The sequence below is a fragment of the Streptomyces sp. NPDC088553 genome, assembly GCF_044752965.1.
Taxonomy (GTDB): Bacteria; Actinomycetota; Actinomycetes; order Streptomycetales; family Streptomycetaceae; genus Streptomyces.
Genome location: NZ_JBIVMG010000001.1, coordinates 89,519 through 115,995 on the forward strand (window position 1 = coordinate 89,519; position 26,477 = coordinate 115,995).

A 26,477-nucleotide genomic window follows, 5' to 3' on the forward strand; every position below is an offset into this window, starting at 1 on the left:
CGTCGAATCGAGAAGGAGGAACTCGATGGCAGCGCCGTCCGCGAATGTGCGACCCTCCTTCTCCCGATGCCGATCGAGAAGACTGTGATGACCCGCGACGACGCCCTCAAACAACTCAGCCACATCGCGCGCGAGAGGGCATTCGGTAGGCACGTCGGGTCTGACCAGCTCATCCAGGCAGGGCTGAACGCTCTGATTGCCGGGGTTGAGAGTCCCTCCCTCGCCATGCTGGCCGGTCTCCTCCGGAGCGAGGAGCCGGAGGCTCCGGCACTCTTCGACCAGGTGCTGGAGGAGCTGGGACTGTTCTTCCACCCGCCCGCTGACCCTCGGGCCGCGAAATGGGCGATGGCCTACTGGGTCGCCGGTCAGATCGCCGACGGATCCCTGGATCCCTCCGTCGGCACCCACCTCATCTGGGCAGACATCGCCTACGACCTCGGCTACCCCGAAGGGCTACAACCCCTTGTCCGCTGCGCGCACGACCTGGCCGGCTGGGAGGAGAGCTGGGGAGTCCCTATCGAGGAACTCAACAGGGAAGCGGTTGAGGCGGCTGAGCAATTTCTCAGCGAGCGGTCGGCACCAGAGGCGGGGGACTGACCACCGGTTGATTCTCGCCACCGAGATCGATCCATCCGCTACCTGCCCCCTCGGCAAGCGGACTGCTCGCGTAGGCATCGGGTTCGGTGACGGCTGGGGGATTCGGTGTGCTGGGGCTCTTTCCTTCCACCCCCCCCTGCACGCCACATGCCACTCGACCAGTGTTCGTCATCCGCCCGACCGTCACCTGACGTTCCGCGGACTCGGGCCGCGGCGCGCCCTGCCTTCCCCGGGTGGGCCGCGAGGCCCATCGCAGCGGCAGGCGATCGTCACCGCGTTCAGCGACTGGCCGGAGCAGCTCGCCGAGGTGGGCATCGCCTTGTGAGTGTCAGAGCTCCGTCCGGTCGGTGTCGCAGGAGGCGCGGCGTCGGCCGATCGTGACCAGGGCCTCCCAGAGGGCGTCGGCCTCGCCTCGGCGAATCTCGTGGATCGCACCGTCCAGGGGTTCGGCGCCCGGGCCCAGCGGCCGGTCCGGCTCCCCGGCGTCCCTGCGGAGGACGATCCCGGTGGGCGGATCCAGGGCACGAAGATCCCGTACGAGACGGTAGCGGGCGAGGTCAGCCTCGGGGTTGGGCAGGTGGCGGGTGATCACCGCGATGTCGGGCAGCAGCACACGGGCCTGGGCCAGGGCGACCCGGGGCTCGTAGGCGTGGGCGACGATGCGGAAGTGCGGGCTGGAGTGGACGCGGGCGCGCACCGATTCCAACTCGGCGCCCTCGGGCAGGCCTGCTATCAGCACGGTCATCATCGAAGCCATTCTCCCCCCGTCCGGCCGCCCGCGCCTCGCCGTGGCGCCAGGGAAGGCCGCCTGGCGGAGTCCGCCCACCGGTCGAGGGCCCTCAGCCGCTCATCTCGCTCCCGCTGCCGAAGGAGGCCGCCGGTGGTCCCTGACGGCCGGGTGACGGCCGGACAACGGCTCCGTCGGCCCCGCCACGCAGCCCGGGGGCCAGGCTCCCCCGCGAGGGCGTGGGTATTCCTCCCGAGGGACGTGCCCGGCATCCACGTCCCCGGCATCCACGTCGTCGTCGAGCAGCGGTCGTCGGAGGCGGCCGGGTCGCCTCCAGGAACACGGTGACCGGCACGCACCGGGGCATGTACACGGCTACCAGGACCCGTCGGCCACCCGCCGGGCCGCACACCGCCGCGCCACGTGGGGCCAGGTCGCTTCAGTCCACCAGCACCCCCGGGTTGAGGATGCCGTGTGGGTCGAGGGCGCCCTTGGCGGCGCGCAGCGCGAGGGCGAAGGGCTCGGGCCGCTGGCGGTCGTAGCCCGGCCGGTGGTCGCGGCCGACGGCGTGGTGGTGGGTGATGGTGGCCCGGTGGCGGTGGAGCACCTCGCCCGCCACCGCCTTCAGCTCGTCCCAGAAGGCGACCTCCTCCCCCGGGCGGCCCGCGGCGAGCACGGTGAAGTAGGGCGCCGCACCGTCCGGATAGACGTGCGTGAGAAGGCAGTTGACTGTGGCCGGGTGGCCCGAGATCTTGAGCGCCGCCTCGGTGACCGTCCTGCGAACGTCCTCGACGAGGGCGGGGACACGGTCCCAGGTGGCCGCCGTCTCGAAGGTCTCCGCGACGGCGCCCATCCGCGCCAGGCCGTCCCGGAGGTAGGGCATCCGCAGGAACGCCGACCGCCACGCGTTCACCGCCTCGTCGGCGGGAGCGCCGTCCGTACCGGCCTCGGACGGCTCGCGTCGGCCCCCGTGGGAGCGGGCCAGGTCGACGGCCTGTGCGAGCCGGGCGTCGACCGGGGCGTCGGCGGACTCGAAGCCCAGGACGAGGACGGCCGAGCCGTCCCGCGCGGCACCGGCCAGCGCGGCCTCGCCGGAGTCGAGCAGCCGACAGTTGGCGGGGGCGAGGTCGGACTGCGCGAGGGCGCGGACCGCCCCGAGCGCGGCGCCGAAGTCGTCGAAGGCGAGCGAGGCGGAGGACTTGTGGACCGGGCGGGCCTGGAGCCGTACCCACGCCTCGGTGATGATGCCGAGCGCGCCCTCCGAGCCGAGGAACATCCGGTCCGGCGAGGGCCCCGCGCCCGAGGCGGGCAGCCGCCACGACTCCGCGGTGCCGGCCGGGGTGACCACCCGCAGCGACTGGACGAAGTCGTCGATGTGCGTGCGGCCGGTGGCGTAGTGGCCACCGGCCCGGGTCGCGAGCCAGCCGCCGAGGGTGGAGAACTCGAAGCTCTGCGGGAAGTGCCGGAGCGTCAGGCCGTGCGGACGCAGCTGGTTCTCCAGGCTCGGTCCGAGCGTCCCCGCCTGGATGCGGGCGGCCCTGCCCTCGGAGTCGACCTCCAGCACCCGGTCCATCCCGGTGAGGTCGAGGGAGAGCACCGCGCGATGGCGGTCGCCCCGGTACTCGACCCCGCCCACCACCGAGGACCCGCCGCCGAAGGGCACGACGGCGACCCGGTGTTCGCCGGCCCAGTCCAGGAGGTCGGCCACCTCCCGCTCCCCCGTCGGGAACGCGACCAGGTCGGGGATCCGGCCCGGACGGCCGCGCAGGGCGCGCGCGACGTCCCGGTACGCCTTGCCCATCGCGTGGGCCGCGCGGTCGGCCGGATCGGTGCTGATGAGCCGCGCCAGGCTCGCGGATGGCTGGACGGCGGGTGCCCCGATGCCCAGATCGGCGATACGGGGTACGGGGAGCGGGCGGGCCAGGGTTCCGGGCAGCAGGGCGCCCATGGCCACGCACTCGGCGTCGTCGGGGTGGGCGCTCTCCCACCCCCAGCCCCACCAGGACCGGAGAGGGGCGGACGGGATCGACTGCGTCGTCGTGCCGGACATGGGCGCTCCAGTGGCCGCGAGTGAATTTACCAAGGGGTAAATTACTTACTGATAATATCCGTGCATGGCAACCCCTCGTTCGAAGGCCGGCACCAAGGGCGTCCCCCGGCACGTGCGTCGGCAGCAGATGCTGGAAGCCGCCACGGAGGAGTTCGGCGGCCGCGGGTACGCCGCCGCCTCCCTCGCCGCCGTCGCGGAACGCGTCGGGGTCACCAAGACGCTGCTGCACCAGTACTTCGGCACGAAGGAAGACCTGTACGTCGCCTGCCTGACGCCCGTCGGGGACAGCCTGCTCGACGCGATCCGCACGGCCATGGGCGAGGAGGGTACGACCCCCCACACCCCCCTGCGGGTGCTCCGCTGCATCTTCGTCGCGCTGGAGGGACGCCGGGAGGCGTGGTTCGTCCTCTACGACCGCTCTCTCCCGCCCGGCGGTGAGGCCGCCCGGACGGCGGCGGTCTACCGGGCGGCCATCGACGGGCTCGCGGCCGACGGCACCGCCGAGCTGCTGCGCGCCGCCGGCTCCACCGACCCGATGGACGCCGACGCGCTCCGTCACGTCTGGACGGACCTGGTCGGCACGCTCGTCCGCTGGTGGGTCAAGCATCCCGAGGAGACACCGGAGGCCATGACCCGGCGTTGCGCCCGCCTCTTCAGCGTCGCCGCCGCACTCGCGGTCGACCCCGCGCGCCCGAGCTGACCGGAGGGCCGGCCGGACGGAGGACCGGACGACCGGAAGGACCGGGGCGCCGGACTATCGGAAGTTCCGACCCATCGGACCGCAGGCGGTGCCGGTGCGAGGCCCCGGCACCTGGCACCGACCCCTCCCGGACTGGAGACCGACGAGGCGTACGGGGCCGAGGTCCACCCGCATGCCGTACGCGACCACAGCAGCCACCAGGGCGCCGTCCGCGCTCGTGCGGCTCTCTTCACCGGTCACATGCCGGTGATGTCCCTCGCCCGCTGAAGTACGGAGTCGAGCGCGGCCACGCCGCTGTCGCGCCGCCTCGCGCGCGCCGCCCGGTCCTCCGGAACCAACCGTTCGGCGGTCCGCACGGCGCAGGCGTCCGGGTCGCCGAAGGCGGCCCGCGGGTGCTCGCCCGTCTCCGCGCAGTGCGCCGTGACCTCCTTGACCGCCTGGAGCACGACCGCCCGGTCCACGCCCGGCTGCATGGCGAGCCTTACCTGGAAACGCGCCATCCACTTCTCGCGGTCCTTCTCTCCCGCCGCGTCGGTCGTCCGGTCCTTCTTCGCCACGTCTTCTCTCCCGCATGATCGGCAGCAGCCCGTCACGGGGTGGGACGTCGAGGCGTTCCGGTGGGTTGCCCGAGCGAGACGCCTTCCGGCCGCCGCACGGTTCTGCCCGCCCGGCGGACCGCGCCGACCGGCTCGGCCACCGGAGTGGTCTGGGCGCCCGGTCGCGGTGTGGCCGGCCCCGTGACTCGCGATGAGGACCCACCGCGCTCTTCAACTGCCGGTCGTCTCGGGGCTCGTCACAGTGCTGCGCCGACGTATGCGAAGCCCACGCGGCCCTGAGGGCCGTCGGCTCGCCCCGCTCGGCCTTCCCTTCCGCGCCTGCCTGGGCTCGTCCGGAACGGGCCCGGCAGCCCGACCGCCCGGCGTGTGGCTCCACAGCACGCGTCTGCGTTCGACACGCAACCAGGATGCTTGTTCTTGTTCATAAGCCGGGGCTAATGAGCATCTCTTGACATGCCCGCGTTCATCCCGCCAGAGTCTTGACCCGTCAGTGATGCCGATCACGCACCGATACGGACGAGGAGCGTTTCCGCATGCCTCACATCCCCGCAGTATCACGCCGTCTGCTTCTAGGAGGAGCCCTCGCCACCGGGGCGCTCGCAGCCGGTGTCGGCGCCGCTCAGGCGGCCCCGGTGGCGCAGGCCGGTGCCGTACCGGCTCCCGTGCCGCGGCGCAGGCCGGGTCAGAAGTCCATGATCGACGTGCCGTACGACTCGTACACGACCGTCCGCGTCGGCGTCATCGGACTCGGTAACCGGGGTTCGGGCATGGCCGAGGGATGGTCCGTCGTCCCCGGTTGTACCGTCACCGCCGTCTGCGACATCAGGGCGGACCGCGCCCGGCGCACCGCCGACCGGCTCGTCGCGAACGGCAAGCCCCGCCCCGCGGAGTACGGCGGCTCGGACGAGTCTTTCGCGCGGATGCTGGAGCGGGACGACATCGACCTCGTCTACATCGCCACGCCCTGGGAGTTCCACTACCCCCAGGGCAAGGCCGCGTTGCTGGCGGGCAAGCACGTCATCGTCGAACTGCCCATCGCCACCGAGCTCGACGAGCTGTGGGACCTCGTCGACACCTCGGAGCGCACGCGCCGTCATCTGATGCTGGCCGAAAACTGCAGCTACGGCCGCAACGAGCTCGCCATGCTCAAGATGGCCCACGAAGGCCTGTTCGGCGACATCACCAACGGGCACGGCGGCTATCTGCACGACCTGCGTGAGCTGCTCTTCTCCGACACGTACTACACCGACGCCTGGCGCCGCCTCTGGCACACCCGCAGCACCGCGTCCTTCTACGCCATGCACGGGCTGGCTCCGATCGCCGCCGCGATGGACATCAACCGCGGCGACCGGATGGCTGTGCTGCGGGCCACCGCCACCGAGCCGAAGGGCCTCGCCGACTACCGCGAGCGCTTCGTGCCCAGGTCGCACCCGTCGTGGAAGGAGACGTACGTCAACGGCGACCTCGTCACCTGCATGATCGACACCGCCAAGGGCCGGGTCATCCGTGCCGAACACGACGTCAGCTCGCCGCGCCCCTACAGCCGGATCAACAGCATCGCGGGCAGCCGCGGCATCTTCGAGGACTACGCGGGCGTCATGGCGACGAGCGGCGGCCGTATCTACGTCGAGCCCGACCACGGCGGTCATTCCTGGCGTGCCTTCGACGCCTACCGCAAGGAGTTCGACCACTGGCTGTGGAAGAAGATCGGTGACGACGCGGCCAACAACGGCGGCCACGGCGGCATGGACTACGTGCTGCAGTGGCGCACCGTCCAGCTGATGCGCGCCGGACTCGTCCCGGACATCGACGTCTACGACTCGGCAGCCTGGTGCTCCCCCGTGCCGCTGAGCGCCAAGTCCCTCGCCGCGGGCGGCCGTCCGGTCGAGATCCCCGACTTCACCCGGGGGGCCTGGGTCAACCTGCGGATGGGCCTGGACTCACGCGCGTCCGAGATGCCCCCGGTCGCCTGACAATCCCGCACTCTCGCGAAGGAGACAGACCGTGCGATCAGCCCGAGTGATCACCCTGCTCAGAGCCACGGCCGCGGCAGGGGCGATGCTTCTCGTCCCCGCGCAGGCGGTCGCGGCCGGACCGGAACCGGCACCCGCCGCAGCGAAGACGGAGGTGGCCATTTCGCCGGTCGACCTCCAGGGGCCGGCCATCTCGGCGGTGAAAGTGACCGTCAAGAACGCGGGGCCCGACCGCATGCGGTCGTTGAAGGTGTCGTTCGCCGGGCCGGTGGGCTGGGCGGTGCAGCCGGCCGAGCGCAGCGTGAGCGGCGCCGTGGCCAAGGGGCAGGCCGTCGAGACCGAGTTCAGGATCCAGGTGCCGGAGCAGCGCCCGGGGTTCACCGTCCGGACGTTCACCGCTGCCGTGACGTACCAGGGCGGTGACGGAGTCGGGTCCGCCACCGGCACCCTGTCCCAGGCCACGGGCGAACCCGTGGCGAACCTCAAGGCCGCCTACAACGGTGTCGCGATCACCGACGAGGGCGACACCGCCCCCGGCGACTACGACGGTGAGGGCAACAGCTTCTCCGCACAGAAGCTCGCGGCGGTCGGCCTCACCCCCGGCGCGTCCGTGAGCGCGCTGGGCGCGAAGCTCACCTGGCCGGACGTGCCGAGCGGCACCAAGGACAACGTGTCGAGCGCCGGACAGGCCGTCGACCTGAGCGGCCAGGGCGTCAGACTCGTCTTCCTCGGTTCGGGCATCGGAAGCGGTGCGACGGGCACTGCCACCGTGTACTACAAGGACGGCACCTCGACCAAGGGTTCGTTCGGCTTCCCCAACTGGTCATTCGCCCCCGCCGATGACCACGGCGCGACGCTGGTCGCGTCGTCCGACGGCCGCAACCGCCCGAGCGGATACGGGAACGCGGGCATCGCCTACCGCGTGTTCGCCCACTCGATCCCGCTCGACGCGGCCAAGCAGGTCGACTTCGTGGTCCTGCCGGGCAACGGCGACATCCATATTTTCGACATGGCCGTCGCCTCCTGACACAGGTCGCCGCGCCGTGGCCGGTCACGTCCCACTGGCGCCGCGTCGAGCGCCACGCCCTCTTCCGTGCCGTCTCAGGGAAGGACCGTAGTTCCGGCCGGCCTGGCGGGGCCGTCCTGGGGCTGGAGGGTTCCGGACGTGGTGACGACGATCAGGGTGTCCTCGTACGACCAACGGCGCGTTCCGGTCTTCGGCGGGTTGAGGAGCGGGATCCGGGAGTCGCCGGGGCGGTAGCCGAGGGCGGTGGCGCCCTGTCGTCCGGCGGCCTCGACGAGCGTGGCGAAGGGCGCCTCGGTCCCGGCGGGGACGTAGTCGGTGGCGGGGCGGAGGCGGACCGCGTTGCCCGCCGGGGAGAAGAGTTCGTCGAAGGCCGCCGCGAGTTCCATGGTCTGCGAGACCTGGGCCATGAGCAGGCCGACGAGCCGTCCGCCGACCACGAGGTCCGTGTGCGCGCCGGCCGGGGCGAGGGGGCGGTGCTGGGCGTCCGTCAGTTCGGCGACGGTGGGGCTCCGGCGGCCCGACTCGCACTCGGCGGCGCGGAGCCGGAGGAGGGTGACGAGGGTGTGCTCGTCGGGGTCCGGGTGGCCGTCGGGCCCGCCGAGGACAAGGATGTGGTGCGCTGGGTCAGGGGCGGGGAGGGTCTTCTCACGGACCGCCTCCCAGCCGTTACGGGCGAGGCCGTCGACGATCTCCGGGCCGCGCCGGTTCCAGCCGAGGACCAGAACGCGGCGGGGGGCGGCGCGGATATCGGCGGCCGGCGTGGCCATCGCGTCCGTCGCGGACGTCGCGGACGTCGCCGCCATCGCGTCCGTCGCGGCCGAGGGCGGCGGGAACGGTGTCGCCGGGGGCGCGGCCCAGGTCGGTGGGGTCTCGTCCTCGGCCAGGACGACGACGGCGTCGCCGGGGCCGAGGACTGTCTGCGGCGGCGGGTTGAGGAGCGGCGCGCCGTTCGGGCGTACGAGGCCCACCACACACGCGTCCGCGCAGGCCGCCCGCAGGTCTTCGAAGGTCCGGCCGCCGAGCCCGGGGACACGGTGGACGTGCAGCTCGGCACCGGCGAAGTCGAGCAGGTCCTCCAGGACGCGCGACAGTCCGGGTTCGATGACGCACTGCACGAGGGTCCGGGCCGCGAGGCCGTCGACGTCGAGGACGACCGCGCCGGGCCCGGCGGCGAGCCGGGCGGTGGCGACGTGCTGGGTCTGCCGGACCGCCGCCACGACGCGTACCGGGCTCGCGTCGCCGACCACGGCCCGCAGCGCGAGCAGCGTCTTGACGACCTGGGTGTCCGCCTCGGGGGTGTCCGGCGGCAGCACCACGACCGCTCCGGCGGCGGCCGGGCTGACGCGGGCGAGAGCCGCAGGGTCGGCGGGGCGGCCCCGGCGACAGAGCAGCCGGACGCGTCGTCCGCCGACGGTGGTGAGGGCCGCCCGCAACTCCCGCTCCATGTCGAGCTTGTCACGGTCGGCGAGGACCACGACCGCGCTGTTACGCCGATGGGCATGAGCGGCGAGCAGCTCGGCGACGAGCGTCGGGGTCTGCTCGGACCATCCGAGGACCAGTGAGTGGCCGCGCTCCACGACCGTCGACTGGCCGCGCTGAAGCTCGGTCAGGCGGTCGGTCATCGCGGTCGTGACGAGGCCGACGAGGGTGGAGACGTAGAGAAGGGAGACGAGGGCCAGCAGGACGGAGAGGACGATCCGCAGCGGCGGGCCGACCTCGCCGCCGAGCCGGAGGGTCTGGCCGACGGTCCGCCAGACGGTCGCCACCTTGCCCTGGACGGTGTCGGGCGAGCGGCTGTCGGTCCAGACGAGGAGGGCGCTCGCCGGTGCCACCACGGCCAGGCAGACCAGCGCGAGCCAGCCCGCGACCGTGGTCATGCCTTTCACCACGGTCCGATCGACCCAGTACCGCGTCCGGTCCCGCAGCGAGGGCGCCGGCCGGTGACGGGACCGGCCGGGGGTGAGCGGGGCCGGGGCGGTTGCCGGCCGGGCCGGCCGCTGGGGCGGGACCGTGAATTCGAGCTCCTTGCGCACGTCAGCAGGGTGACGGCGGCACCGGGGAGAAACGCCGTCGACGGGCGCCGTTCATCCTTTCGGGCAGGCGGCCGGGAGTCAGGCGTTCGACCCGCAGGCGCCTCCGCGCTCCTGCGTGCGCCCGGGCGCTCGACCGGGCCGGGATCGCCCCATGCACGCCGCAGGACGACCAGAAGCAGCGGGGTCGCGCTCGGCGGCCTGCGGAATGGCCCCGCCCGTGCCCCCGACTCGGTCGGCCGACGCCGTGCGCCGCATCGTCGTCGCCCACCCGTGCGGAGGCCGCGCGGGGACGGCATTCCCGGGCTCCCGGCGCACTGCGGACTGCGGGCTTCGGACTGCGGGCTTCGCACTGCGGACTGCGGACTGCGGACTTCGGGATGCGTCGCGGCGAGCCACGAACACGCGGGGCCATGTGGTCAGGGCAACTGCAGTTCGGCCCAGATGATCTTCCCGGTCTCGGTGTACCGCGTCCCCCAGCGCTGGGCGATCTGCCCGACCAGGAAGAGGCCGCGTCCGCCCTCGTCCGTGTCCGCGGCCAGCCGCACCCGTGGCGAGGTATTGCTGCCATCGGCGACCTGGCAGATCAGCGTCCGCGCGTACACCAGACGCACGCCGATCGGGCTGCCACCGTGCCGGATGGCATTGGTGACCAGTTCACTCAGGATCAGCTCCGTACCGAGGACCAGTTCCTCCAGACCCCAGCGGCGCAGCTGGGCCGTGGCAGCGGCCCGGCTGGCGGCCACCGCCGATGGGTCGGGCGGGACGTTCCACTCGGCGATCCTGTCGCTGGGCAACGCGCGGGTACGCGCCACCAGCAGGGCGATGTCGTCGGCCGAATCCGCCGGAAGCATCCCCCTGAGCACGGCCTGGCACGTCTCCTCCGGACTGCGCCCGGGGTGGGACAGGACCGTGCGCAGCCGCTCCAGGCCCACGTCGATGTCGCGGGTCCGTGACTCCACGAGCCCGTCGGTGTAGAAGACCAGCTGGCTGCCCTCGGGGACGTCGAACTCGACCGTGGTGAAAGGCAGCCCGCGCAGCCCCAGAGGCGGTCCGACCGGCGTTTCGGGGATGTCCGTGGTGCCGTCGGGGCTCACGAGGATGGCCGGCAGGTGTCCGGCGCGGGCGAGCTGACAGCGGCAGGTGACCGGGGCGTAGATCGCGTACAGGCAGGTGGCACCGATGACGGCGTCCTCGCGGCCGCCGGCGGTCCGTTCCTCGTCGATGCGGGCGACGACGTCGTCGAGGTGGGTGAGGAGTTCATCGGGCGGCAGATCGAGGATGGCGAGGTTGTGCACGGCGGTGCGGAGTTGTCCCATGGTGGCGGCGGCGTGCAGGCCGTGTCCGACGACGTCTCCGACCACGAGTGCGGCCCGGGCGCCGGACAGCGGGATCACGTCGAACCAGTCTCCGCCCACCCCCGAGTGTGCGGGGAGGTACCGGTGAGCGGCCTCGACGGCGTCCTGCGCCGGGAGCCCGCGCGGCAGCAGGCTCTGCTGGAGAGTCACCGCGAGCGGATGGCCGCCGCTGATGGCGGCCGCGAGCTGCTCTTGGCTGGTGTACCGGGATTCGAACTCGCCGCCGTTGCGGCCCAGCCGGAGCACGGTGATGCGATCAGCGACAGCCTGGACGTCGTCGAGGTTGTGGCTCACCATGATCACCGCGTGCCCCTGGTCCCGCAGCCGGCGGATGAGGTCGAGCATCCGCGAGGTCTGGTCCACGGTGAGCGTGGCGGTCGGCTCGTCGAGGACGACCAGTTGAGGTCCGCCCAGCAGCGCCCGTGCGATGGCGACGGTTTGACGCTGGCCCAGGGTGAGTGCCTTCACGGGCGTTCGGATACTGGGAATGCTGATGGCGAGTCGTTCGAGCAGCGCGATGGACCGTTTCTCTATCTCGATCTGCCGCAGAACCCCGAACCTGCGCAGTTCGCGGCCGAGGTAGAGGTTGGCGACGACGTCCAGGCGGTCGACCAGCGACGGGTCCTGGTAGACGGTGGCGATGCCGAGCCGTTGGGCATCGGCGGGCCGGCGCAGCTCGACGGGGACGCCCTGCCACTCGATGGTCCCCCCATCCGGCGGGGCCACCCCGGACACCGCCTTGACCAGGGTGCTCTTGCCGGCTCCGCTGTCACCCACCAGGCCGAGCACCTGCCCCCGGTCCACCTGGAGGTCGACGGAGTCGAGAGCGACGACCCCGCCGAAGTGCTTGGTGATCCCGCGCAGGGACAAGAGCGGCCCCCTGGGCACTCGCCCACCTCCACCCTCTCCGCAGCCCATCGGACGGCACCCGGTCCGCGGCCCGACCTGGCGAACCTTCCGAGGAGCCTGCGTCAAGGGTTGTCCACCCCGGCGCCCGCCCGGTGAACGGTGGTCACGGGACACGCGAGAACGCCCCGTTCGGCGGCACGTTCCTTCCGACTCGTCCCACTTTCCAGGGACGTCTCGCAGTTGCTGCCGCCCGTCCCCCTCGTCACCCCGCTACCGCCGCGACTGCCGGTCGACACGGTCCTTGGACGTCGTCGGCCGACTGGGCCAGGGCCGGCTGCTCACGGGTGGTGATCGAAGGGATTCGCGAGGTGAGAAATTAGGTGAATCCTTCACTGAATTCGCGTCAATAGCCATCAGCGTTTATTTCGATTACATAACAGGATCGCCGGAAAGGCCTGGACCAAGACTCTGCCGTGGAATCAACTTCCCTTATTTCAGAGCGAGTTGAATGTTCATCAGAAACGGAAGCGTAGGTAACGGAATGGATTCTTTGAGCGCTCTCCCCTTTGTCCGAATTCTTCACCGGGAGGTTCTGACAGGCTTCCGCGCACCCAGTCTTCTGACCAAAGAGTTGAGGTGTGCATGCCTAGACATAGGAAGCCGAAGGAGAGTCGGGCACGCGAGGTACGGCCTCGCAGACCCTTCATAGGCGTGACCGCCGCGATGGCCGTCGCGGCGGTCATAGCCGGGGCGATCGCCTACGGGGCGGGACGCGCGGACTCGGGAGAGACCCCGCTCGCCCGCCTCGAGACCCCCGTCACCGAGATCACCGACATCGCCGTCCCCGCCGCCGCACCGGCCAGGAGCGTGGAGCCGGAGCCGATCCAGAAGAAGCCGACCAACGAGCCGGCCAGGGGCATGGTGTACGACGGGCTCAAGGTGGCCCCTGAGGGAGACCGCTGCGCGGGCGTCTACGCCACAGCCACCGGTCTGTGTACCCACGGCCCCGACGCGCCGCCCAAGGGCGTCGACATCAAGAAGGACACCCCGCCCGCGGTCAAGTCCGTGCCGCCCGCGGCCGATCCCGCCAAGCCGGCCGCGCCGCAGCCCGCGCCCCGTAAGAGCCGGGGACCCTCGCAGGACACGCCCGCCGTCGACGCGCAGGCCCCGCGTACCACGGCCGCCGCCGCGTCGCCGAGCCCCTCCACCGCCGCCGCTCCGGCCGCCACCGGGACCACCACGACCGCCGCGGGGCCCGCCGGGCAGACCGTCCAGTGCGACAGCGACGGCAGCACCGGCAACCGGGTCCAGGTCGTGTACGTCCACGGCCCGGGACGCGACCGGTACTCCGAGTACCTCGCCTCCTTCCGCAAGTGGGCCGCCGACGCCGACCTCATCTACTCGGCGAGCGCCGAGGAGACCGGCGGCGTCCGCCACATCCGGTACGTGACGGCCGCGGACTGCACGCCCACCGTCCTCAACATCGAACTCCCCGACTCCGCGATGGCCGAGTTCAGCGCCACCAACCGCGCGCTGGCCGCCAAGGGCCTCGACCGACGCGACCGCAAGTACATGATCTTCGCCGAGGCGCAGGTGTACTGCGGCATCGGCACCTTCGCCGGGGACGAGCGGCCGGCCCAGTCCAACCTGAGCAACTTCGGCCCCTCGTACGGGCGCACCGACAGCGGCTGCTGGGGCGGGCACACCGCGGCCCACGAACTCGGCCACAACCTGGGCGCGGTCAACAACAGCGCGCCCAACACCAGCCGGGGTGCGCACTGTACGGACGAGTGGGACGTCATGTGCTACTCGGACACCCCGTACTACCCGCAGATGCGCAACGTCTGCACCAACCGGGCCTCCGAGAACATCCTCGACTGCAACCACGACGACTACTTCCACACCAGCCCGCGGCCCGGCAGCTATCTCGCCACGCACTGGAACATCGCCGACAACCAGTTCCTCATGCGGACCAAGGGCGGCGGTACCGGACCGGACCCGACACCGAGCCCCACACCCAGTCCGACATCCACCCCCACGCCCACGCCGACGCCGACACCGACCCCGACCGGGCCGCGGCCGGGCGCCGGACCGGACGTGACGGTCGGCCAGATCCAGGCGGACTCCGTCGTGGTGAGCTGGCCGCGGGTCAGCGGAGCGTCCTGGTACCAGGTACTCCTCGACGGCAGGCACCTGACCTGGGTCCAGGGCACCGCGCTGCGGATCTACAACCTGCGGCCGGGCAGCTCGCACACCGCCGCCGTCTCCGTCCGCGACGGCCAGGGCCGTGACAGCGGACCGGGACGGGCGACGAGCTTCCGTACCGCCGGGGCGGGCGGCACCACCACCCCCGGCACCCGCTATCTGCTCTCCAACGGCAGCACCGGGCTGAGCGCCCAGCTGTGGGGCGGCCGGAGCGCCGACGGCACGGTCCTGGTCGGTGCTCAGAGCAACGGGTACGAGCAGCAGCAGTGGTACTTCGACGACGCGGGCGGTGGTCTCGTCCGTGTCCGGTCGGCGGCCTCCGCCAAGTGCCTGCAGCCCGGCGCCACGCCTGCCCCCGGCATGTGGGTCGCCCAGCAGCCCTGTGCCGCCGGCTCCTCCGCCCAGCAGTGGCGGATGACGGTCGTGAACGGCGCGGTGACGCTCACCGACCGGAGCGGGGCCTACGCCCTGACCGTCAGCAGTCGCCCGTACTACGGGGCCTGGCTGCTCGACCTCCAGCGCGTGGACGGACGGCCGGCGCAGACCTGGACGGCCCGCCGGGCCGGCTGAGCCGGCCCGCAGGTCGCATCCGCGTCGCACCTCGGGCGGGCCGCCGATCGGCGGCCCGCCCTCGCGATCCCAGTGCCTCGTGAACCCCACGCGCCTCGCGAGCCCGGCGCCTCGCGAAGCCACACGCCTGGCGAACCCCACGCGCCTCGCGAGCCCGGCGCCACCCGAGCCCCTGCGCGGCCCGCGGGCCCCACGCCTCGTCAGCCCCAGCCGCGCAAGCCCCCGCCTTCCCTCCAGCATCGGACCGGAGCACCGCCATGCACGCCACCACCCGCCCCGCACTCGTCCTCACCGCAGCACTCGCCCTCGGCCTCGCCCTGCCGCAGCCCGCCGCCGCACACGGCGACAACCTGGAAGTGGTCATCACCGGTCACCGGAACGGCCACGTCCTGACCGAGGTGACCTGGGAGAACGACGGCGACGCCGTCGACGAGCAGGTCGCCGCACTGGTCAGTGCCGTCAGCGCGGACGGCAGCCGTACGGCGGGCCCGTGGAAACTCGTCCGCGGCACCCGCCCCACCGACTGGACCACCGCCGAAGCACTGCCGACGGGCATCTGGAAGGTCACGGTGGCAGCCGGTCAGCCCGCACTGGGGCACGCCGAGCGCCAGTTGACGGTCGCGGCGGTCTCCTCACCGGCCGGTGCCTCGTCGGTTCCGGGCGGGACCGCAGCCACGCCGACCCACACTCCTCCAGTGGCACAGGAGACATCGCCGGCTCCAAAGGCTTCCCAGTCCGACTCCCCGTCCTCGTCCCCGTCGACGTCTCGCTCCGGGGCCGAGGACGAGGACGAGCAGACCTGGGGTCCCTGGCTGACCACGGTCGGGCTCGTGGTCGCGTCACTCGCCGGAGCCGGAGCCGGGATCTGGATACGGCGCAGGCGGGGAGGACGGCGCTGACCTCGGCCGGGCCCGAGCTGTCCGGCATGGATGGGCGCGTGCCTTGACGAACGCGTGCCTGCTGCGGGGAGGACTGCCCGTCTCCCCCCGGCAGATCAGCGTTCGAGGAGGGCGAAGTGGACGGTCTCCTCGTAGGAAGGCGAGTCGGAGTGCGGCGGTCAGCCGCCGCATGAGGAGGAGGAGCCGAGCTTCCGGCGATTGCGAGCCTGGTCGGTCTCCCTTGCCGGCCCGGGGGCCGACAGGGCTCCAGAGCGCGAGACCGCCAGAACGCTAGACCTTCGGGCGCCGGACCCGCGGGCGCTAGACCGCCAGGCCCCGCCGCAGGCAGACGGTCAGGTGGTCGGCGGTCGTCCCGTCGGGGTCGAGACGCGGGTTGAAGATCGTGACGTCGAACCCGACGGCCCGCTCGTGGCCCAGGGCCGTCCTCAGTACGTCCTCCAGTTCGGCCCAGCTCAGCCCGCCGGGCTGCCGGTAGTCGACGGCGGGCATGATCGCGTCGTCCAGGACGTCGACGTCGAGGTGGACCCAGAACCCGTCCAGCTCGGCGAGCCGCGCGACGGCGCCGCGCGCGGCCTGCCCCGCGCCGGCCGCGCGCACGTCGTCGAGGGCGAGGGCGTACAGCCCCGGCGGAAGCGGCCGGCTCCCCGCCGCGGCTGACTCGTCGGCGTCCCGGAACCCGAACGCGACGACGTCCTCGTCCCGCACCAGCGGCCCCCGCCCCTCCAGATCGGTGAGCTCCCGGGGGCCGCGCCCGGTGGCCAGGGCGAGTTCCATGGACGCGACCTCGCCGGTGGGCTCGGCGGACGGCTGGTAGAAGTCCGTGTGCCCGTCGAGGAACAGCAGCCCGTACCGTCCCCTGCGCCGCAGGGCGAGCAGGTTCCCGAGCAGGATGCTGCAGTCGCCGCCCAGGACGACGGGAAAGCGCCCGGAGTCGAGCACCTCGCCGACGACGTCCGCCAGCTGTACGGAGTACCGCGCGATCCCGCCGGGGTTGAGCACCCCGGTGACGGCGTCCCGCACCGGGTCGTACGCGGGTGGTTCGACCCGCGCGGCCCGCGCCACTCCGCCGAGCACGGCATCCGGCAGCTCCTGCACCCCGGACGGCCGCAGCCCGAGCACGGACGGCGCCTCGACGACGGCGAGGCCACGCTCGCCCGGCAGCGTCATACGTCCATGGTGTCCCCATCGGGCAGACCGTGCGCGCCTCGGTGGAATCGACCTGCTCAGAGCGCTGCCCGGGCAGTAGCATCCCCGGATGCGAAGCATCGAGGCCCTGATACCGCAGGCCGGATCCCAGGACACCGCAGGTCTGCGGGAGGTCGCCCCGGAGGAACTCGCCCGGTACGTGGCGGACCCCGGGCACCCGTGGTGGCGCCGCAGGCCGTGCGTGCTCGCGCTGACCGGCCGCGTCCCCGAGCGGTACGTCCCCGAGTTGATCGCGTGCGTCCAGAACCCCCAGGACACCTCCGAGGTGCGCAGGGCTCTCCTCGACCTGCTCGCCGACCGGACGGAGCTGCTGCCGTGGCTGCGGCACGAGGATCGTGCGTCCGACACCTCGTACGGCATGGGCGAGGCCTTCCTGAAGGCGCGGGGGCTGCTCGGCGACCGTTCGGCCGCGCGGGAACTGGCGACGCTCGCCGCCTCGCCGTGGCAGCGCGTCCGCGACGAGGGTGATGCCGGTCTGGACGGGCTCGTGGACCGGTACGGAGCGGACGCGATCCTGGCGCAACTCGGCGAGGACCGCCCCGAGGACCGGGAGTTCCGCGTCTGGATGCGGTACCGCGCAGACGAGGACGTGACCTACGCGCTGGCGGACCCGGACCGGCGGGTCGCGTACGCCGCCCAGTCGCTCGCGACCGACCCGGACCGTCTGCGTGCCTGCCTCGACGAGGCGCCGACGACCGAGGCGAAGGTCTGGGCGGCGTACGCGCTGTACCGCCTCACCGAGGACAGGGCCGAGGCCAGGGCGGTCTACGAACGCCTGGGGCGGCCCCGCGTCGAGGTCGAGGGCCTGGACGAGGAGCTCCGCGGTGCGATCGTCCACGAGTACGGACCCGGCTGTGAGCGCCTGAGCGATCCGCGGTGGCGGCTCGAGGCCGTGTGCGCCGAGCCGCCCGTCCGTCCCGATGTGGACGACCAGCTCCGCCGTGCGACGGCAGCCCTCACGGCGGCCGGGCTGGCGCCGGGGCCCCCGGTCTCCTGCGGCGAGGACAACCAGCAGGGGGACGGGACGTACCACGTGATCGAGGTCGGCGGGTACCGGCTCCAGATCAGCACCCTCGGCCCGTTCGCGACCGCCGAGGAGGACGCCCCCGACGCCGCCTGGCGTGCCCTCGAATCGGCGGGCTTCCGCTGGATCGACGGGGAGACGGGCGCGATCCGGGTCACGGACCTCTGCGTCTACTACTTCGGCGGACGGAACTCCCTCACGGTCGACGCGCTGCTCTTCTACTGGCAGGACTAGGACCTGTTCTGAGCCCGGATCGCGGGGTCTGGGTCCGGATCGCGGGGGTGGTCGGCGGTCGCCGGCATACGCGGCCCCTTGTCAGACGCCGCTGTTACGTTGACGTGAGGATCTTGCTTCAACCTCTGGAGAGGGCGCATGTACGACGAACGGCTCGCCGAGTTCTCCCGCGAGCGGCTGGACGGCCGTCCGATACCCGACGATCTGCGCGTTCTGCTGGTTGCGCAGTGGGGAGGCCGCACCGACTTCACCCACCTTCTCCAACTCGAATTCTTCGAGGCGGGAGAGGTCCACCCGCTCCTGGACACCAGCTATCTGAGCGAAGAGGAACGCGCGGACCCGGAGATGCAGGCCGTCAACGCCGCAGCGGCGGAGATGGCCCAGTACGTCAAGCTCGTGGCGAAGGGCGGAAAGGGGTGGATCGGCTACTGGCTGCACCCCGACGAACCGGCGGACCGTGCCTGGCATCTCACTGAGCTGGACACCGAGTTCAGCTTCTGGCGCCTGGTCGGCCTCACCCTGACCGAGGGGGCCGCTGCCGAGCGGGCAAGCTACCAGGATGAGCCCGACGAGCGAATCGCGTTCACACAACTGGCCGCCGAACTGGCCGAGCTCGGCCTAGCACTGAGCACCCAGGAGTACGACGCCCTCGATGACACCGAGTACAGGGTGGACCCGGCGGAACTCATGGAGGAGCTGATCGAAGCCGAACGCGAGAAGCGCGGTCTTCGCTGAGCCGGGACACGCCGACGAGGCGGACCAGAGGCCGGTCCTCGGCCAGGCGCGCTCGATCTCCCGGAGATGGTCCGGGTCACTGAGCTCGGGTGGCTCATGGCCCGAAGTTTCACACCTTGCCGCCGACGCCGACACGGGTTGTCAATCCGGCATGCCGCACCCTGCGCACGGCACTTCCAAGAGACAGGCTCTGGGGATGCCTTGGGCCTGTCCGGCGGCGGATGCCGCCGGACAGGCCCCTGGCCCCTGGAGGGTCAGCGCTTGAGCACGAAGGTGAAGTCGGCGGAGAGCCGACCGCTCAGCCGGTCAGCCGAGACGAGCCTGCCCTCCGCGATCAGTCTCTCGACCTCGGCCCGTGACAGACCGAAGCCTTCGGCGATCAGCCGGACCGGCCGCACGGGGATCCGGGCGGCGAAGCGGACCGAGACGTCGACGGCCTCGCCGCCCAGGTGATCCGATCCGCCGGTGTCGAGGCGCCAGGCGCCGTCCCAGTCGAGGGCGACGTGATTGCGGCGCCGTAGGACCGGATCCTGGAGCAACTCGGCGGCCAGGAGCGGGTCGTTGTCGTGCATCCGGTCGAGCAGCTCGGGTCGTACGGAGCGGACGTGCGTCCGTTCCAGGACCGTGAGCTTCGCCGTCTCCCCGCAGGCCGTGCAGAGCACGAGGAGCCAGACGTCGAGGAGCTTGTGGTTCGCGTTGACGCGGAACTTGCCGTTCGGCCGGAAGCGCTCGGAGGCACAGGTGTGGCAACGGCGGAGGACGGCAGGAAGGCAGGTGGGCATGACCACCCAGCTGTTGAGCACAGGAGTACACCGGTTTCAGTGAGAAATCCGCAGCAAGAAGGAGCGCGGCGCGGAAGCGCGACGCGCGACGGTTCAGCGCTCGGGGGTCTCACACGGTGTACAACGGTCTGCCCTTGGCTCGACGACGTGGCTCGGCAGCACGGTACGGGCGCACGGTGCCGCCGTTCCACAGGTTTTCCCGGGGCTCCCGTCCGAAGGGGTCGCCTGACACGGGTAGTCGCCCTGTCTGATGACACCCACTAAGACGTGCCCGCCGTGGACACCCGCCTGCCGGACGGTATGCGGACCGGGCCCGGCGGCGGCCGCTGGAGCCGTCTGCGTCAGGCGACCAGCTCGTAGATGCTCCGGGCGGTCAGCCACAGGCCCACGAGCAGTGCAAGGGTGACGATCAGCTGCTCCTGATGGTCCCCGAGCCAGTTCCGTAGGGAGTTCAGCCTGGCGTTCGCGGCCCTGGGTACCCAGACGGTGTACATCTCCATGACGATGAGGCTGAGCGTGGCCAGGAGGCAGTAGCCGGTCAGCGCGAGCCAGTCGGTGAGCGTGGAGAGGTTCGCGTCGAGGGCCGTCGCGGCACCGGCGCCGACCAGTCCCCAGGGCTGCAGCACCCACGCCAGACCGGCGGCCGCACCCAGAGACGCGTTGTCGATCCGGGCGGCCCAGCGTGGCGGGCCGTGCGGGCGGGGTGGCCGGCGCCGCCGGTACACCCCGTACACCGCCAGCGCCAGACCGATGGCGAGTTTCACGATGATCGCGGCGGTCGACGGCGCGCTGTGACGGGCCGGGGGCTGCCCGCCGGTCAGCAGCACCACGGCGGCGATCACGGCAGCCAGATTGGCCAGCCACGACAACAGGAACGCCAGACCCTGACGAACGCCGCGCCGCGAGGAGAGCAGCAGGATGAAGGCGCTGTTGTGCAAAGGCCCCAAAGTGATGGCCGTACCGATCACCACCAGGTCGAGGACCATCGGAACAGTCGCTCCTGAATCTCAGGGTTGTTCGCTGTTTGCTGTTTGCGGACGGGGGCCTGCCGAGGAAGCGGCATTGCCACGGCGCGCATCCCGACTCTGCAGGCGGCGGCTCGGCCGGTCAAGCAGGCCACGCCCAAGAAGCCCTGAGCCGGTCCGTCGGGACGATGCGTCGCCAGGCAGGAGGTGCGGTCAGCGGGGGTCCAGCGCCAGCATTCCCGGCACCGCGGGGCGGACGGAGAAGGGGTCGACGGTGCTGGCACGAGCCCCGCCCGCTCAGCCGGCCGCGCCCCCGGCGGCCAGCTGGCGTTCGGCGCTCTCCAGCAGCATGTCCAGCGCGACCGGGTACGCGCTGTGAGGCATGCGCTCGGCCAGCAGCCCCGCGGTGGCCGCGATGTTCGGGTAGGCGTCGGCCGGCAGCCGGGCGTACGTCGTCTCCCACATCTCCTCGTCCGCCTCGCGCGCCTTCGCCGTCAGCGCGAGCGCGCCCGCGTCGAGCGCCGCGAAGGCCAGGCACTGATCGATGTAGGCGTGATAGATCCGCACCGCGTCCGCATCCGCGAACCCCGCCCCGCGGAGGCTCCCGAGGATCGCCTCGTCGGCGGCGATCTCCCGCGGCCGGCCGGTCACCCGGCTCGCGGTCAGCAGCGCGGCCTGTGGATGGGCGAGGTAGGCGCCGTGGATGCGCAGGCCCAGTGAGCGCAGGTCCGCGCGCCACCGCCCCGTCGCGACCCAGCCGGCCAGCGCCCGGCCGATCAGTTCCTCGCCGATGGCGCGTGTGAGCCCGTCCATGCCGTCGAAGTACCGGTACAGGGTGCTGGGGTCCGCCCCCAGCGCGGCGCCGAGCCGCCGGGCGGACAGGCCCGCGCTCCCGTGCTCGCGCACCATCCGCAGAGCCGTCTCGACTATGAGCGCCTCGGAGAGCACCGTCCCCCGCCGAGTGGGTCGCCGCCGTCTGCGGGCCTCCTCGGGAACCACTTGCTTAGCCATCGCCACACTCTTCCGTGTCGCCGTCCGGGTCCCCCCGCCTTATGCCAACATCATTGACCTTAACTCGGAGCGCCGGGTTCCATCAGCCCCCTGAGGCACCCGCCTCACCGAGAAAGGACTGTGCCATGCGTGTTCTGCTTGTGGGCGCCGGCGGTGTCGGGAGCGCGATCACCAAGATCGCCGCCCGCCGCGGCTTCTTCGACCGCTTCGTCGTCGCCGACTACGACCTGGCCCGTGCCGAGGCCGCGGTCGCGGCCCTGGGCGGCGAGGAGACGCGGTTCAGCGCCTGCCGCGTCGACGCCTCCGACGAGGCGGCGGTCACCCGGCTGCTCACCGAGCGCGGATGCGACGTCCTGATGAACGCCACCGATCCGCGCTTCGTGATGCCCCTGTTCAACGCCGCGCTGGCGGCGGGCAGCCACTACCTCGACATGGCCATGTCCCTCTCCCGCCCGCACCCCGACGACCCGTACAGCGTCTGCGGGGTGAAGCTCGGCGACGAACAGTTCGAACGGGCCGCCGAGTGGGAGAAGTCGGGCCGCATCGCGCTTGTCGGCATGGGTGTCGAGCCCGGGCTCTCGGACGTCTTCGCCCGCTACGCGGCCGACGAACTCTTCGACGACATCGAGGAGATCGGCATCCGCGACGGTGCCGACCTGTCCGTCGAGGGCCACGAGTTCGCGCCGTCCTTCAACATCTGGACGACGATCGAGGAATGCCTGAACCCTCCGGTGGTGTACGAGCGAGAGCGCGGCTGGTTCACCACCGCCCCGTTCAGCGAGCCGGAGGTCTTCGACTTCCCCGAGGGCATCGGCCCCGTCGAGTGCGTCAACGTCGAGCACGAGGAGGTCCTCCTGATCCCGCGCTGGGTCGGCGCCCGCCGGGTCACCTTCAAGTACGGCCTCGGCCAGGACTTCATCGACAAGCTCAAGACCCTGCACGCCCTGGGCCTGGACTCCACCGCGCCGGTCACCGTCCGCGGCGAGGACGGCAGCCCCGCCCGCGTCTCGCCCCGCGACGTGGTCGCGGCCTGCCTGCCGGACCCGGCGGCGCTCGGGGAACGGATGACCGGTAAGACCTGTGCCGGGACCTGGGTCAAGGGCACGAAGGACGGCCTGCCCCGCGAGGTGTACCTCTACCACGTGGTCGACAACCAGTGGTCCATGCGGGAGTACGGCTCCCAGGCCGTCGTCTGGCAGACCGCCGTCAACCCGGTGGTGGCCCTCGAACTGCTCGCCACCGGCGCCTGGTCCGGGCCCGGTGTCCTCGGTCCCGAAGCCCTGCCGCCACGGCCCTTCCTCGACCTTCTCACCGCGTACGGCTCCCCCTGGGCCCTGCGCGAGCAGGAGCCGGCCCCCACGCCCGGCGGCGCCCCCGGCCGCGCTTGACGCCCTCTCGCCCAGGACCTCCGCGCGCCGATGAGCGAGTGGGCAAGCCAACGATCCCCACTACGCCTCACCTTCGCAGGTCAGCCGGGGGTTCCTGGGCAAGCCCGGACCCGGCAGGCGACGACCGTTCCGTATGGAAGTCGCCTCCGGGACCCCGGGCGGCCCCGCGCGTGAGCGCGCGAGCGCGCACCAGCGGGCCGACCCGACCTCCTCGGCGGTCGCGCCCATCCGGAACGCGGACACTCGACCCCACCCCAAGACGTGTCGGAAAAGTTCAAGACCGACGCGGGCGGGGTCCCTAGCGTGGGCGGCATGAACGAGATCCACGCACACCTCGCCAGCAGCGCCGCCGAAGCCGCCCGGGTCACCCGTGGCATCAGCCCGGAGCAGCTCGCCGGACCGTCCGGCTGCACGGGCTGGACCGTCCGCGAGCTCGCCAACCACCTCGTCCTCTACACCGCCCACGGCCTCGAACACCGCGCCCTGCGCACCCAGCTCCCCGACGAGCTGCTCGCGCACGACTTCACCGCCGACGCCGACTGGCCCGAGCGGTACGCCGCCCAGCTCGACCGGGCGCTCGCCGCCTGGGCGAAACCCGAGGCGTGGGAGGGCGATGTCGACCTCGGTGGTGGCAACACGATGCCCGCCGGCGAGATCGCCGCCATGCTCGTCGCCGAACTCGCCCTGCACGGCTGGGACCTGGCCCGTGCCACGGGCCAGGACTTCACACTGCCCGAGGACACCGGCGCCTACCTCCTCGACGTCGTCGAGCGCTACGCCGAGATGTACCGCGCGTACGAAGGCTTCGCCGCCCCGGCCCCGGTGGAGGCCGACTCCCCCGCCTTCACCCGCGCCCTCGCGACCAGCGGCCGTACACCCTGAGACCCGCCACCCTCAGGCCCGCCGATCGGCCCCCGGGCCCTCTCCGACCATTGCCTGCCGCTGTCAGATCCCATGCCGGTGCCCCGGCTTCCGCTGTGGACATGGCGGAAGCCGGGGCACCGGCATGGGGGTCAGCGGCGGTGGTGGTGGCGAACCCAGGACTCGGTGTCGATGGTGCGGCCGCGGTCGTCGCGGAGGGTCGCGGTGTCGGAGCGGTTGTCCCACACGTAGGTGCGGCGGTCCTGGAACAGGTCGGTGCGGGTGTCGCGGCCCTCACCGGTGTGGACGCGGACGGTGGAGCGGCCGGCGAGGCGGTAGTCGTTGAACGTGTAGCGGTGGCCGTCCTCGTCCTTGAGGGTCCAGCCGTCGAGGTTGATCGCGTGGCGGGTGTTGTTGGTGATCTCGACCCACTCGGCGTTCAGCGACCGGACGGTGCGGTTGTCGCGTCCGGGGCTGTCGGCCTGGACGGCGCTGATCTCCACCTTCGGCGTCCGGTGACGGTCGCCGTCGTGAGCGGAGGCCGGCAGGGCGACGACGGACACCATGGCGCCGGCCGCGAGGACGGTCGCGGCGATACGGCGGGCGGTCGAAGAAGCAGACATGGGGGATGTCTCCTCAGGAACGGTGCTCCCCCGGCCGGTCGCGACCGGTGAGAGCGATGCGAGTCCCGGTCCGGTGCTGGGCCGAGGACCCGAACTCTGCAGCCCCGCCCACCCCGCCGGAGCGCCACACAGGACTGGTTACCGAGTACGGACATTTCTGTAACTATCGCCTGTATCCGGCATGCATACGCGAGAGACGTGACCCCGACAATCACTGACGGCTACACCCACCCGTACTGAGATCAGCCACAAGCCCTTACCCGCTCGCACGCACCCCGCGTCGCTCAGCGCAGCACACTCCGCCAACCGCGTGAGCAGCCCGGGTAACAGCCGTACTGCACGTATCCGGGCCCTAGCAACACCGGAAGCGGTGATCGGCGTGGGGCTCGGTACGTGCTCCGTGTTCGCGTCACTGGGTAACCGATGGCCGCTACATGGCCTCTGCTCCGAGCGGGTGCGCTGCCCGGGCACCTTGGGGCACTGCGATGCGAGGACGATCCGCTCAGCCGCTTGCGGGAACGTGGTGATGCGGGCGCCCTTGAAGGCGTACTCGTTGTCGGTGGTGACCTCTCCGTCTCGGGGGATGCGGTACCTGGCTGAGGTGAGCGCGACGGGGGGGGTCGGACACGTACGGGACGGGGAAGTCGGGCCCTCGGCTCGTGTCGCAGGCGGCAGCGGTGCTGGGGGGGGCGGGCTGTGCAGAATCGAGTAGGCCGCTTACCGTACGGCTGTGAGCAGCTCTTTTCAGACGATCGTCGACCTGGAGGCGACCGCCGAAGACGCCGTCGCGCACGGGGAGCAGGTGGCGGCCTGGCTGGTGAGTGAGGGGATCGTGGGGCTGACGGGCTACGGTCCGGGTCCGCGGTGGGAGCGGGCGACGGGGTTCAGGGAAGCGGTCGGGAGCGATGGACTGACCGTTGTCACCGGGCGGACGGTGTTCTTCTCGCCGCAGCAGGATGGGCCGCCGGTCTGCCCGTACTGCGCGGTGGCGTTCGGGGAAGGACACCGTGAGGTGTTCTCGCCGGCCATGGACGCATGGTGGAACACCGGCAGGAGCGAGGTGCCGTGCCCGGCGTGCGGACGGGTGGTGCCCCTGGCCGCGTGGGAGTGGGCTGGAGACGGGTTCGCCTTCGCGTACCTGGGGTTCGAGTTCCGGAACGGGCCCGCGCTGCTGCCGGAGTTCGTCACGGAGCTGGGCCAGGTACTCGGGCACCGGACCCGGTTCGTGCGAGGAAGGATCTAGGCACCACCTCAAGGATCATCTCGGCTCCCGCGATCTACGCCGACCGCCTCAAGACCTGGGACGAGTGGTCCGACCTCTCGCGCCGCGCAATGAAGTAACCCTCACCTCCGACGTCGGCACGCCTCGCCTTCTCCCGGGCCTTCACCCGCGAACGGGGAGTCCCACCAAGCCGTTACCGCCGCACCGCCACCCTCGACGCCTGACCCTCTGGGATGGTGATCGATCATCCCTCAGAAATTGCCCCGCGCCCCACGGACAGACAGGCGTCGCCTCCATCGTGTTGATCCATATCTCAGCCGAACAAGTGCTCAGTACCTTCGGGCTCACCGGCGTCACCTACTTCCCCCAGCCCACCGACAGCCGCATGCACCCCGGCACAGCCAGGTTCCTTGCGATCGTGGGACTGCCGTCGAGCAGGCTGTTCTCCGGCAAGCTCGACCTCGGCTCCGCCGACCGGCTGCCGTGCCGGCCATCCCTCAAGGCCGACTTCGAGGCCGACGGCGCCTCCCTCCCCGAAGGCGCCGAGCACTGGGAGATCCTCGGGGAGTTCCAGTTCACCACCGTCGCCCTCGACCCCCGAAGCGGCCGCGTCTGCTCCTTCGCCGAAGGCGAGGAGTGCTACGTCCCCATGCACCAGGACGTCTCCTCGCTCGTCCACACCCTCACCAGTGTCGAGATCGGTCTCGCCGGGCTCAAGACCCTCCCCCACCACGACGACCAGGCACGCGCGGACGCCATCGGGAAGCTCCGCGGACACATCACCCAGGTCGACGAGACACCCCTCGCCGACGAGAACGGCGCGTGGAGCCGGTTCTTCGAAGAGGTCACCCTCGGGATGTGGGGCTGACGCGCCTGCCTCCCCC

The 26,477-nt window shown here is 71.8% G+C and carries 21 protein-coding genes and 2 pseudogenes; 12 read left to right on the forward strand and 11 right to left on the reverse strand.

What is annotated here, in order from left to right:
- Positions 1-66: 66 nt before the first annotated feature.
- Positions 67-597 (forward strand): hypothetical protein, encoded by a 531-nt coding sequence (locus tag ACIP8Z_RS00460; RefSeq protein ID WP_402076862.1) that lies wholly within the window; start codon positions 67-69, stop codon positions 595-597.
- Between the two features lie 328 nt (positions 598-925).
- Here ACIP8Z_RS00460 and ACIP8Z_RS00465 read toward each other — a convergent pair whose 3' ends face one another.
- Positions 926-1,345, reverse strand: a complete 420-nt coding sequence (locus tag ACIP8Z_RS00465; RefSeq protein ID WP_402076863.1) for a hypothetical protein — start codon at positions 1,343-1,345, stop codon at positions 926-928.
- A gap of 418 nt (positions 1,346-1,763) precedes the next feature.
- Positions 1,764-3,374, reverse strand: a complete 1,611-nt coding sequence (locus tag ACIP8Z_RS00470) for an FAD-binding oxidoreductase (RefSeq protein ID WP_402076866.1) — start codon at positions 3,372-3,374, stop codon at positions 1,764-1,766.
- 64 nt (positions 3,375-3,438) lie between these two features.
- On the opposite strand from ACIP8Z_RS00470, the gene ACIP8Z_RS00475 reads away from it, so the two are divergent.
- Positions 3,439-4,074 (forward strand): TetR/AcrR family transcriptional regulator, encoded by a 636-nt coding sequence (locus tag ACIP8Z_RS00475; RefSeq protein WP_402076868.1) that lies wholly within the window; start codon positions 3,439-3,441, stop codon positions 4,072-4,074.
- Between the two features lie 236 nt (positions 4,075-4,310).
- Here the strand turns inward: ACIP8Z_RS00475 and ACIP8Z_RS00480 are convergent, their stop codons facing one another.
- Positions 4,311-4,631 (reverse strand): hypothetical protein, encoded by a 321-nt coding sequence (locus ACIP8Z_RS00480; protein WP_402076871.1) that lies wholly within the window; start codon positions 4,629-4,631, stop codon positions 4,311-4,313.
- A gap of 533 nt (positions 4,632-5,164) precedes the next feature.
- Here ACIP8Z_RS00480 and ACIP8Z_RS00485 point away from each other — a divergent pair.
- Together ACIP8Z_RS00485 and ACIP8Z_RS00490 are read left to right on the forward strand one after the other, a co-directional pair.
- Positions 5,165-6,604 (forward strand): Gfo/Idh/MocA family protein, encoded by a 1,440-nt coding sequence (locus ACIP8Z_RS00485; protein WP_402076873.1) that lies wholly within the window; start codon positions 5,165-5,167, stop codon positions 6,602-6,604.
- A gap of 31 nt (positions 6,605-6,635) precedes the next feature.
- Positions 6,636-7,631, forward strand: coding sequence for an NEW3 domain-containing protein (locus tag ACIP8Z_RS00490; protein ID WP_402076875.1), 996 nt, complete (start codon positions 6,636-6,638; stop codon positions 7,629-7,631).
- A gap of 74 nt (positions 7,632-7,705) precedes the next feature.
- On the opposite strand, the gene ACIP8Z_RS00495 is transcribed toward ACIP8Z_RS00490, so the two are convergent.
- The 3 genes and pseudogenes from ACIP8Z_RS00495 to ACIP8Z_RS00505 form a co-directional block, all read right to left on the reverse strand.
- Positions 7,706-9,508 carry an NAD-binding lipoprotein gene (locus ACIP8Z_RS00495; protein WP_402076877.1) on the reverse strand — a complete coding sequence of 601 codons (1,803 nt, stop codon included), beginning with the start codon at positions 9,506-9,508 and terminating at the stop codon, positions 7,706-7,708.
- Positions 9,509-10,080: 572 nt separating this feature from the next.
- Positions 10,081-11,181 (reverse strand): annotated as a pseudogene (locus tag ACIP8Z_RS00500) (SpoIIE family protein phosphatase); the annotation flags it as partial.
- 222 nt (positions 11,182-11,403) lie between these two features.
- A pseudogene (locus tag ACIP8Z_RS00505) lies at positions 11,404-11,937 on the reverse strand (ATP-binding cassette domain-containing protein); the annotation flags it as partial.
- 642 nt (positions 11,938-12,579) lie between these two features.
- Here ACIP8Z_RS00505 and ACIP8Z_RS00510 point away from each other — a divergent pair.
- Complete coding sequence (locus ACIP8Z_RS00510; RefSeq protein ID WP_402076879.1) at positions 12,580-14,643, forward strand: RICIN domain-containing protein; 2,064 nt, start codon at positions 12,580-12,582, stop codon at positions 14,641-14,643.
- A gap of 257 nt (positions 14,644-14,900) precedes the next feature.
- Complete coding sequence (locus ACIP8Z_RS00515) at positions 14,901-15,542, forward strand: hypothetical protein (RefSeq protein WP_402076882.1); 642 nt, start codon at positions 14,901-14,903, stop codon at positions 15,540-15,542.
- Between the two features lie 300 nt (positions 15,543-15,842).
- Here ACIP8Z_RS00515 and ACIP8Z_RS00520 read toward each other — a convergent pair whose 3' ends face one another.
- Entirely contained in the window at positions 15,843-16,709 is an 867-nt protein-coding gene (locus ACIP8Z_RS00520; protein ID WP_402076884.1) for an arginase family protein, read from the reverse strand.
- An 88-nt stretch (positions 16,710-16,797) separates the two neighbouring features.
- Here ACIP8Z_RS00520 and ACIP8Z_RS00525 point away from each other — a divergent pair, with 88 nt between their 5' ends.
- Together ACIP8Z_RS00525 and ACIP8Z_RS00530 are read left to right on the forward strand one after the other, a co-directional pair.
- The gene (locus ACIP8Z_RS00525; protein WP_402076887.1) at positions 16,798-18,006 is read left to right on the forward strand and encodes a hypothetical protein; all 1,209 of its coding nucleotides are present in this window, start codon (positions 16,798-16,800) and stop codon (positions 18,004-18,006) included.
- A gap of 138 nt (positions 18,007-18,144) precedes the next feature.
- Positions 18,145-18,741, forward strand: a complete 597-nt coding sequence (locus ACIP8Z_RS00530; RefSeq protein WP_402076890.1) for a hypothetical protein — start codon at positions 18,145-18,147, stop codon at positions 18,739-18,741.
- Positions 18,742-18,995: 254 nt separating this feature from the next.
- On the opposite strand, the gene ACIP8Z_RS00535 is transcribed toward ACIP8Z_RS00530, so the two are convergent.
- The 3 genes from ACIP8Z_RS00535 to ACIP8Z_RS00545 all read right to left on the reverse strand — a co-directional run bounded on the left by ACIP8Z_RS00535 (position 18,996) and on the right by ACIP8Z_RS00545 (position 21,499).
- Positions 18,996-19,544, reverse strand: coding sequence for a DUF1062 domain-containing protein (locus tag ACIP8Z_RS00535; protein ID WP_402076892.1), 549 nt, complete (start codon positions 19,542-19,544; stop codon positions 18,996-18,998).
- Between the two features lie 320 nt (positions 19,545-19,864).
- Positions 19,865-20,509: a GAP family protein gene (locus ACIP8Z_RS00540; RefSeq protein WP_402076895.1), complete on the reverse strand. Its 645-nt coding sequence runs from the start codon at positions 20,507-20,509 to the stop codon at positions 19,865-19,867.
- Between the two features lie 276 nt (positions 20,510-20,785).
- Entirely contained in the window at positions 20,786-21,499 is a 714-nt protein-coding gene (locus ACIP8Z_RS00545) for a TetR/AcrR family transcriptional regulator (protein ID WP_402076898.1), read from the reverse strand.
- A gap of 125 nt (positions 21,500-21,624) precedes the next feature.
- Here ACIP8Z_RS00545 and ACIP8Z_RS00550 point away from each other — a divergent pair, with 125 nt between their 5' ends.
- Both ACIP8Z_RS00550 and ACIP8Z_RS00555 read left to right on the forward strand, forming a co-directional pair.
- Entirely contained in the window at positions 21,625-22,887 is a 1,263-nt protein-coding gene (locus ACIP8Z_RS00550; RefSeq protein WP_402076900.1) for a saccharopine dehydrogenase C-terminal domain-containing protein, read from the forward strand.
- A 312-nt stretch (positions 22,888-23,199) separates the two neighbouring features.
- Positions 23,200-23,769 carry a TIGR03086 family metal-binding protein gene (locus ACIP8Z_RS00555; protein ID WP_402076902.1) on the forward strand — a complete coding sequence of 190 codons (570 nt, stop codon included), beginning with the start codon at positions 23,200-23,202 and terminating at the stop codon, positions 23,767-23,769.
- Between the two features lie 131 nt (positions 23,770-23,900).
- Here ACIP8Z_RS00555 and ACIP8Z_RS00560 read toward each other — a convergent pair whose 3' ends face one another.
- Positions 23,901-24,371 (reverse strand): lamin tail domain-containing protein, encoded by a 471-nt coding sequence (locus tag ACIP8Z_RS00560; RefSeq protein ID WP_402076905.1) that lies wholly within the window; start codon positions 24,369-24,371, stop codon positions 23,901-23,903.
- 730 nt (positions 24,372-25,101) lie between these two features.
- Between ACIP8Z_RS00560 and ACIP8Z_RS00565 the strand changes: the two genes are divergently transcribed.
- Both ACIP8Z_RS00565 and ACIP8Z_RS00570 read left to right on the forward strand, forming a co-directional pair.
- Entirely contained in the window at positions 25,102-25,614 is a 513-nt protein-coding gene (locus ACIP8Z_RS00565) for a hypothetical protein (protein WP_402076907.1), read from the forward strand.
- A 304-nt stretch (positions 25,615-25,918) separates the two neighbouring features.
- Complete coding sequence (locus tag ACIP8Z_RS00570) at positions 25,919-26,461, forward strand: SUKH-4 family immunity protein (RefSeq protein WP_402076909.1); 543 nt, start codon at positions 25,919-25,921, stop codon at positions 26,459-26,461.
- Positions 26,462-26,477: the final 16 nt, after the last annotated feature.

What these genes read in the sequence shown, in the direction of transcription:
- ACIP8Z_RS00460 (WP_402076862.1), top strand. Translation starts at nt 67, where the DNA reads ATGCCGATCGAGAAGACTGTGATGACCCGCGACGACGCCCTCAAACAA.
- ACIP8Z_RS00465 (WP_402076863.1), bottom strand. Translation starts at nt 1,345, where the DNA reads ATGATGACCGTGCTGATAGCAGGCCTGCCCGAGGGCGCCGAGTTGGAA.
- ACIP8Z_RS00470 (WP_402076866.1), bottom strand. Translation starts at nt 3,374, where the DNA reads ATGTCCGGCACGACGACGCAGTCGATCCCGTCCGCCCCTCTCCGGTCC.
- ACIP8Z_RS00475 (WP_402076868.1), top strand. Translation starts at nt 3,439, where the DNA reads ATGGCAACCCCTCGTTCGAAGGCCGGCACCAAGGGCGTCCCCCGGCAC.
- ACIP8Z_RS00485 (WP_402076873.1), top strand. Translation starts at nt 5,165, where the DNA reads ATGCCTCACATCCCCGCAGTATCACGCCGTCTGCTTCTAGGAGGAGCC.
- ACIP8Z_RS00495 (WP_402076877.1), bottom strand. Translation starts at nt 9,508, where the DNA reads ATGACCACGGTCGCGGGCTGGCTCGCGCTGGTCTGCCTGGCCGTGGTG.
- ACIP8Z_RS00515 (WP_402076882.1), top strand. Translation starts at nt 14,901, where the DNA reads ATGCACGCCACCACCCGCCCCGCACTCGTCCTCACCGCAGCACTCGCC.
- ACIP8Z_RS00520 (WP_402076884.1), bottom strand. Translation starts at nt 16,709, where the DNA reads ATGACGCTGCCGGGCGAGCGTGGCCTCGCCGTCGTCGAGGCGCCGTCC.
- ACIP8Z_RS00525 (WP_402076887.1), top strand. Translation starts at nt 16,798, where the DNA reads ATGCGAAGCATCGAGGCCCTGATACCGCAGGCCGGATCCCAGGACACC.
- ACIP8Z_RS00530 (WP_402076890.1), top strand. Translation starts at nt 18,145, where the DNA reads ATGTACGACGAACGGCTCGCCGAGTTCTCCCGCGAGCGGCTGGACGGC.
- ACIP8Z_RS00540 (WP_402076895.1), bottom strand. Translation starts at nt 20,509, where the DNA reads ATGGTCCTCGACCTGGTGGTGATCGGTACGGCCATCACTTTGGGGCCT.
- ACIP8Z_RS00545 (WP_402076898.1), bottom strand. Translation starts at nt 21,499, where the DNA reads ATGGCTAAGCAAGTGGTTCCCGAGGAGGCCCGCAGACGGCGGCGACCC.
- ACIP8Z_RS00550 (WP_402076900.1), top strand. Translation starts at nt 21,625, where the DNA reads ATGCGTGTTCTGCTTGTGGGCGCCGGCGGTGTCGGGAGCGCGATCACC.
- ACIP8Z_RS00555 (WP_402076902.1), top strand. Translation starts at nt 23,200, where the DNA reads ATGAACGAGATCCACGCACACCTCGCCAGCAGCGCCGCCGAAGCCGCC.
- ACIP8Z_RS00560 (WP_402076905.1), bottom strand. Translation starts at nt 24,371, where the DNA reads ATGTCTGCTTCTTCGACCGCCCGCCGTATCGCCGCGACCGTCCTCGCG.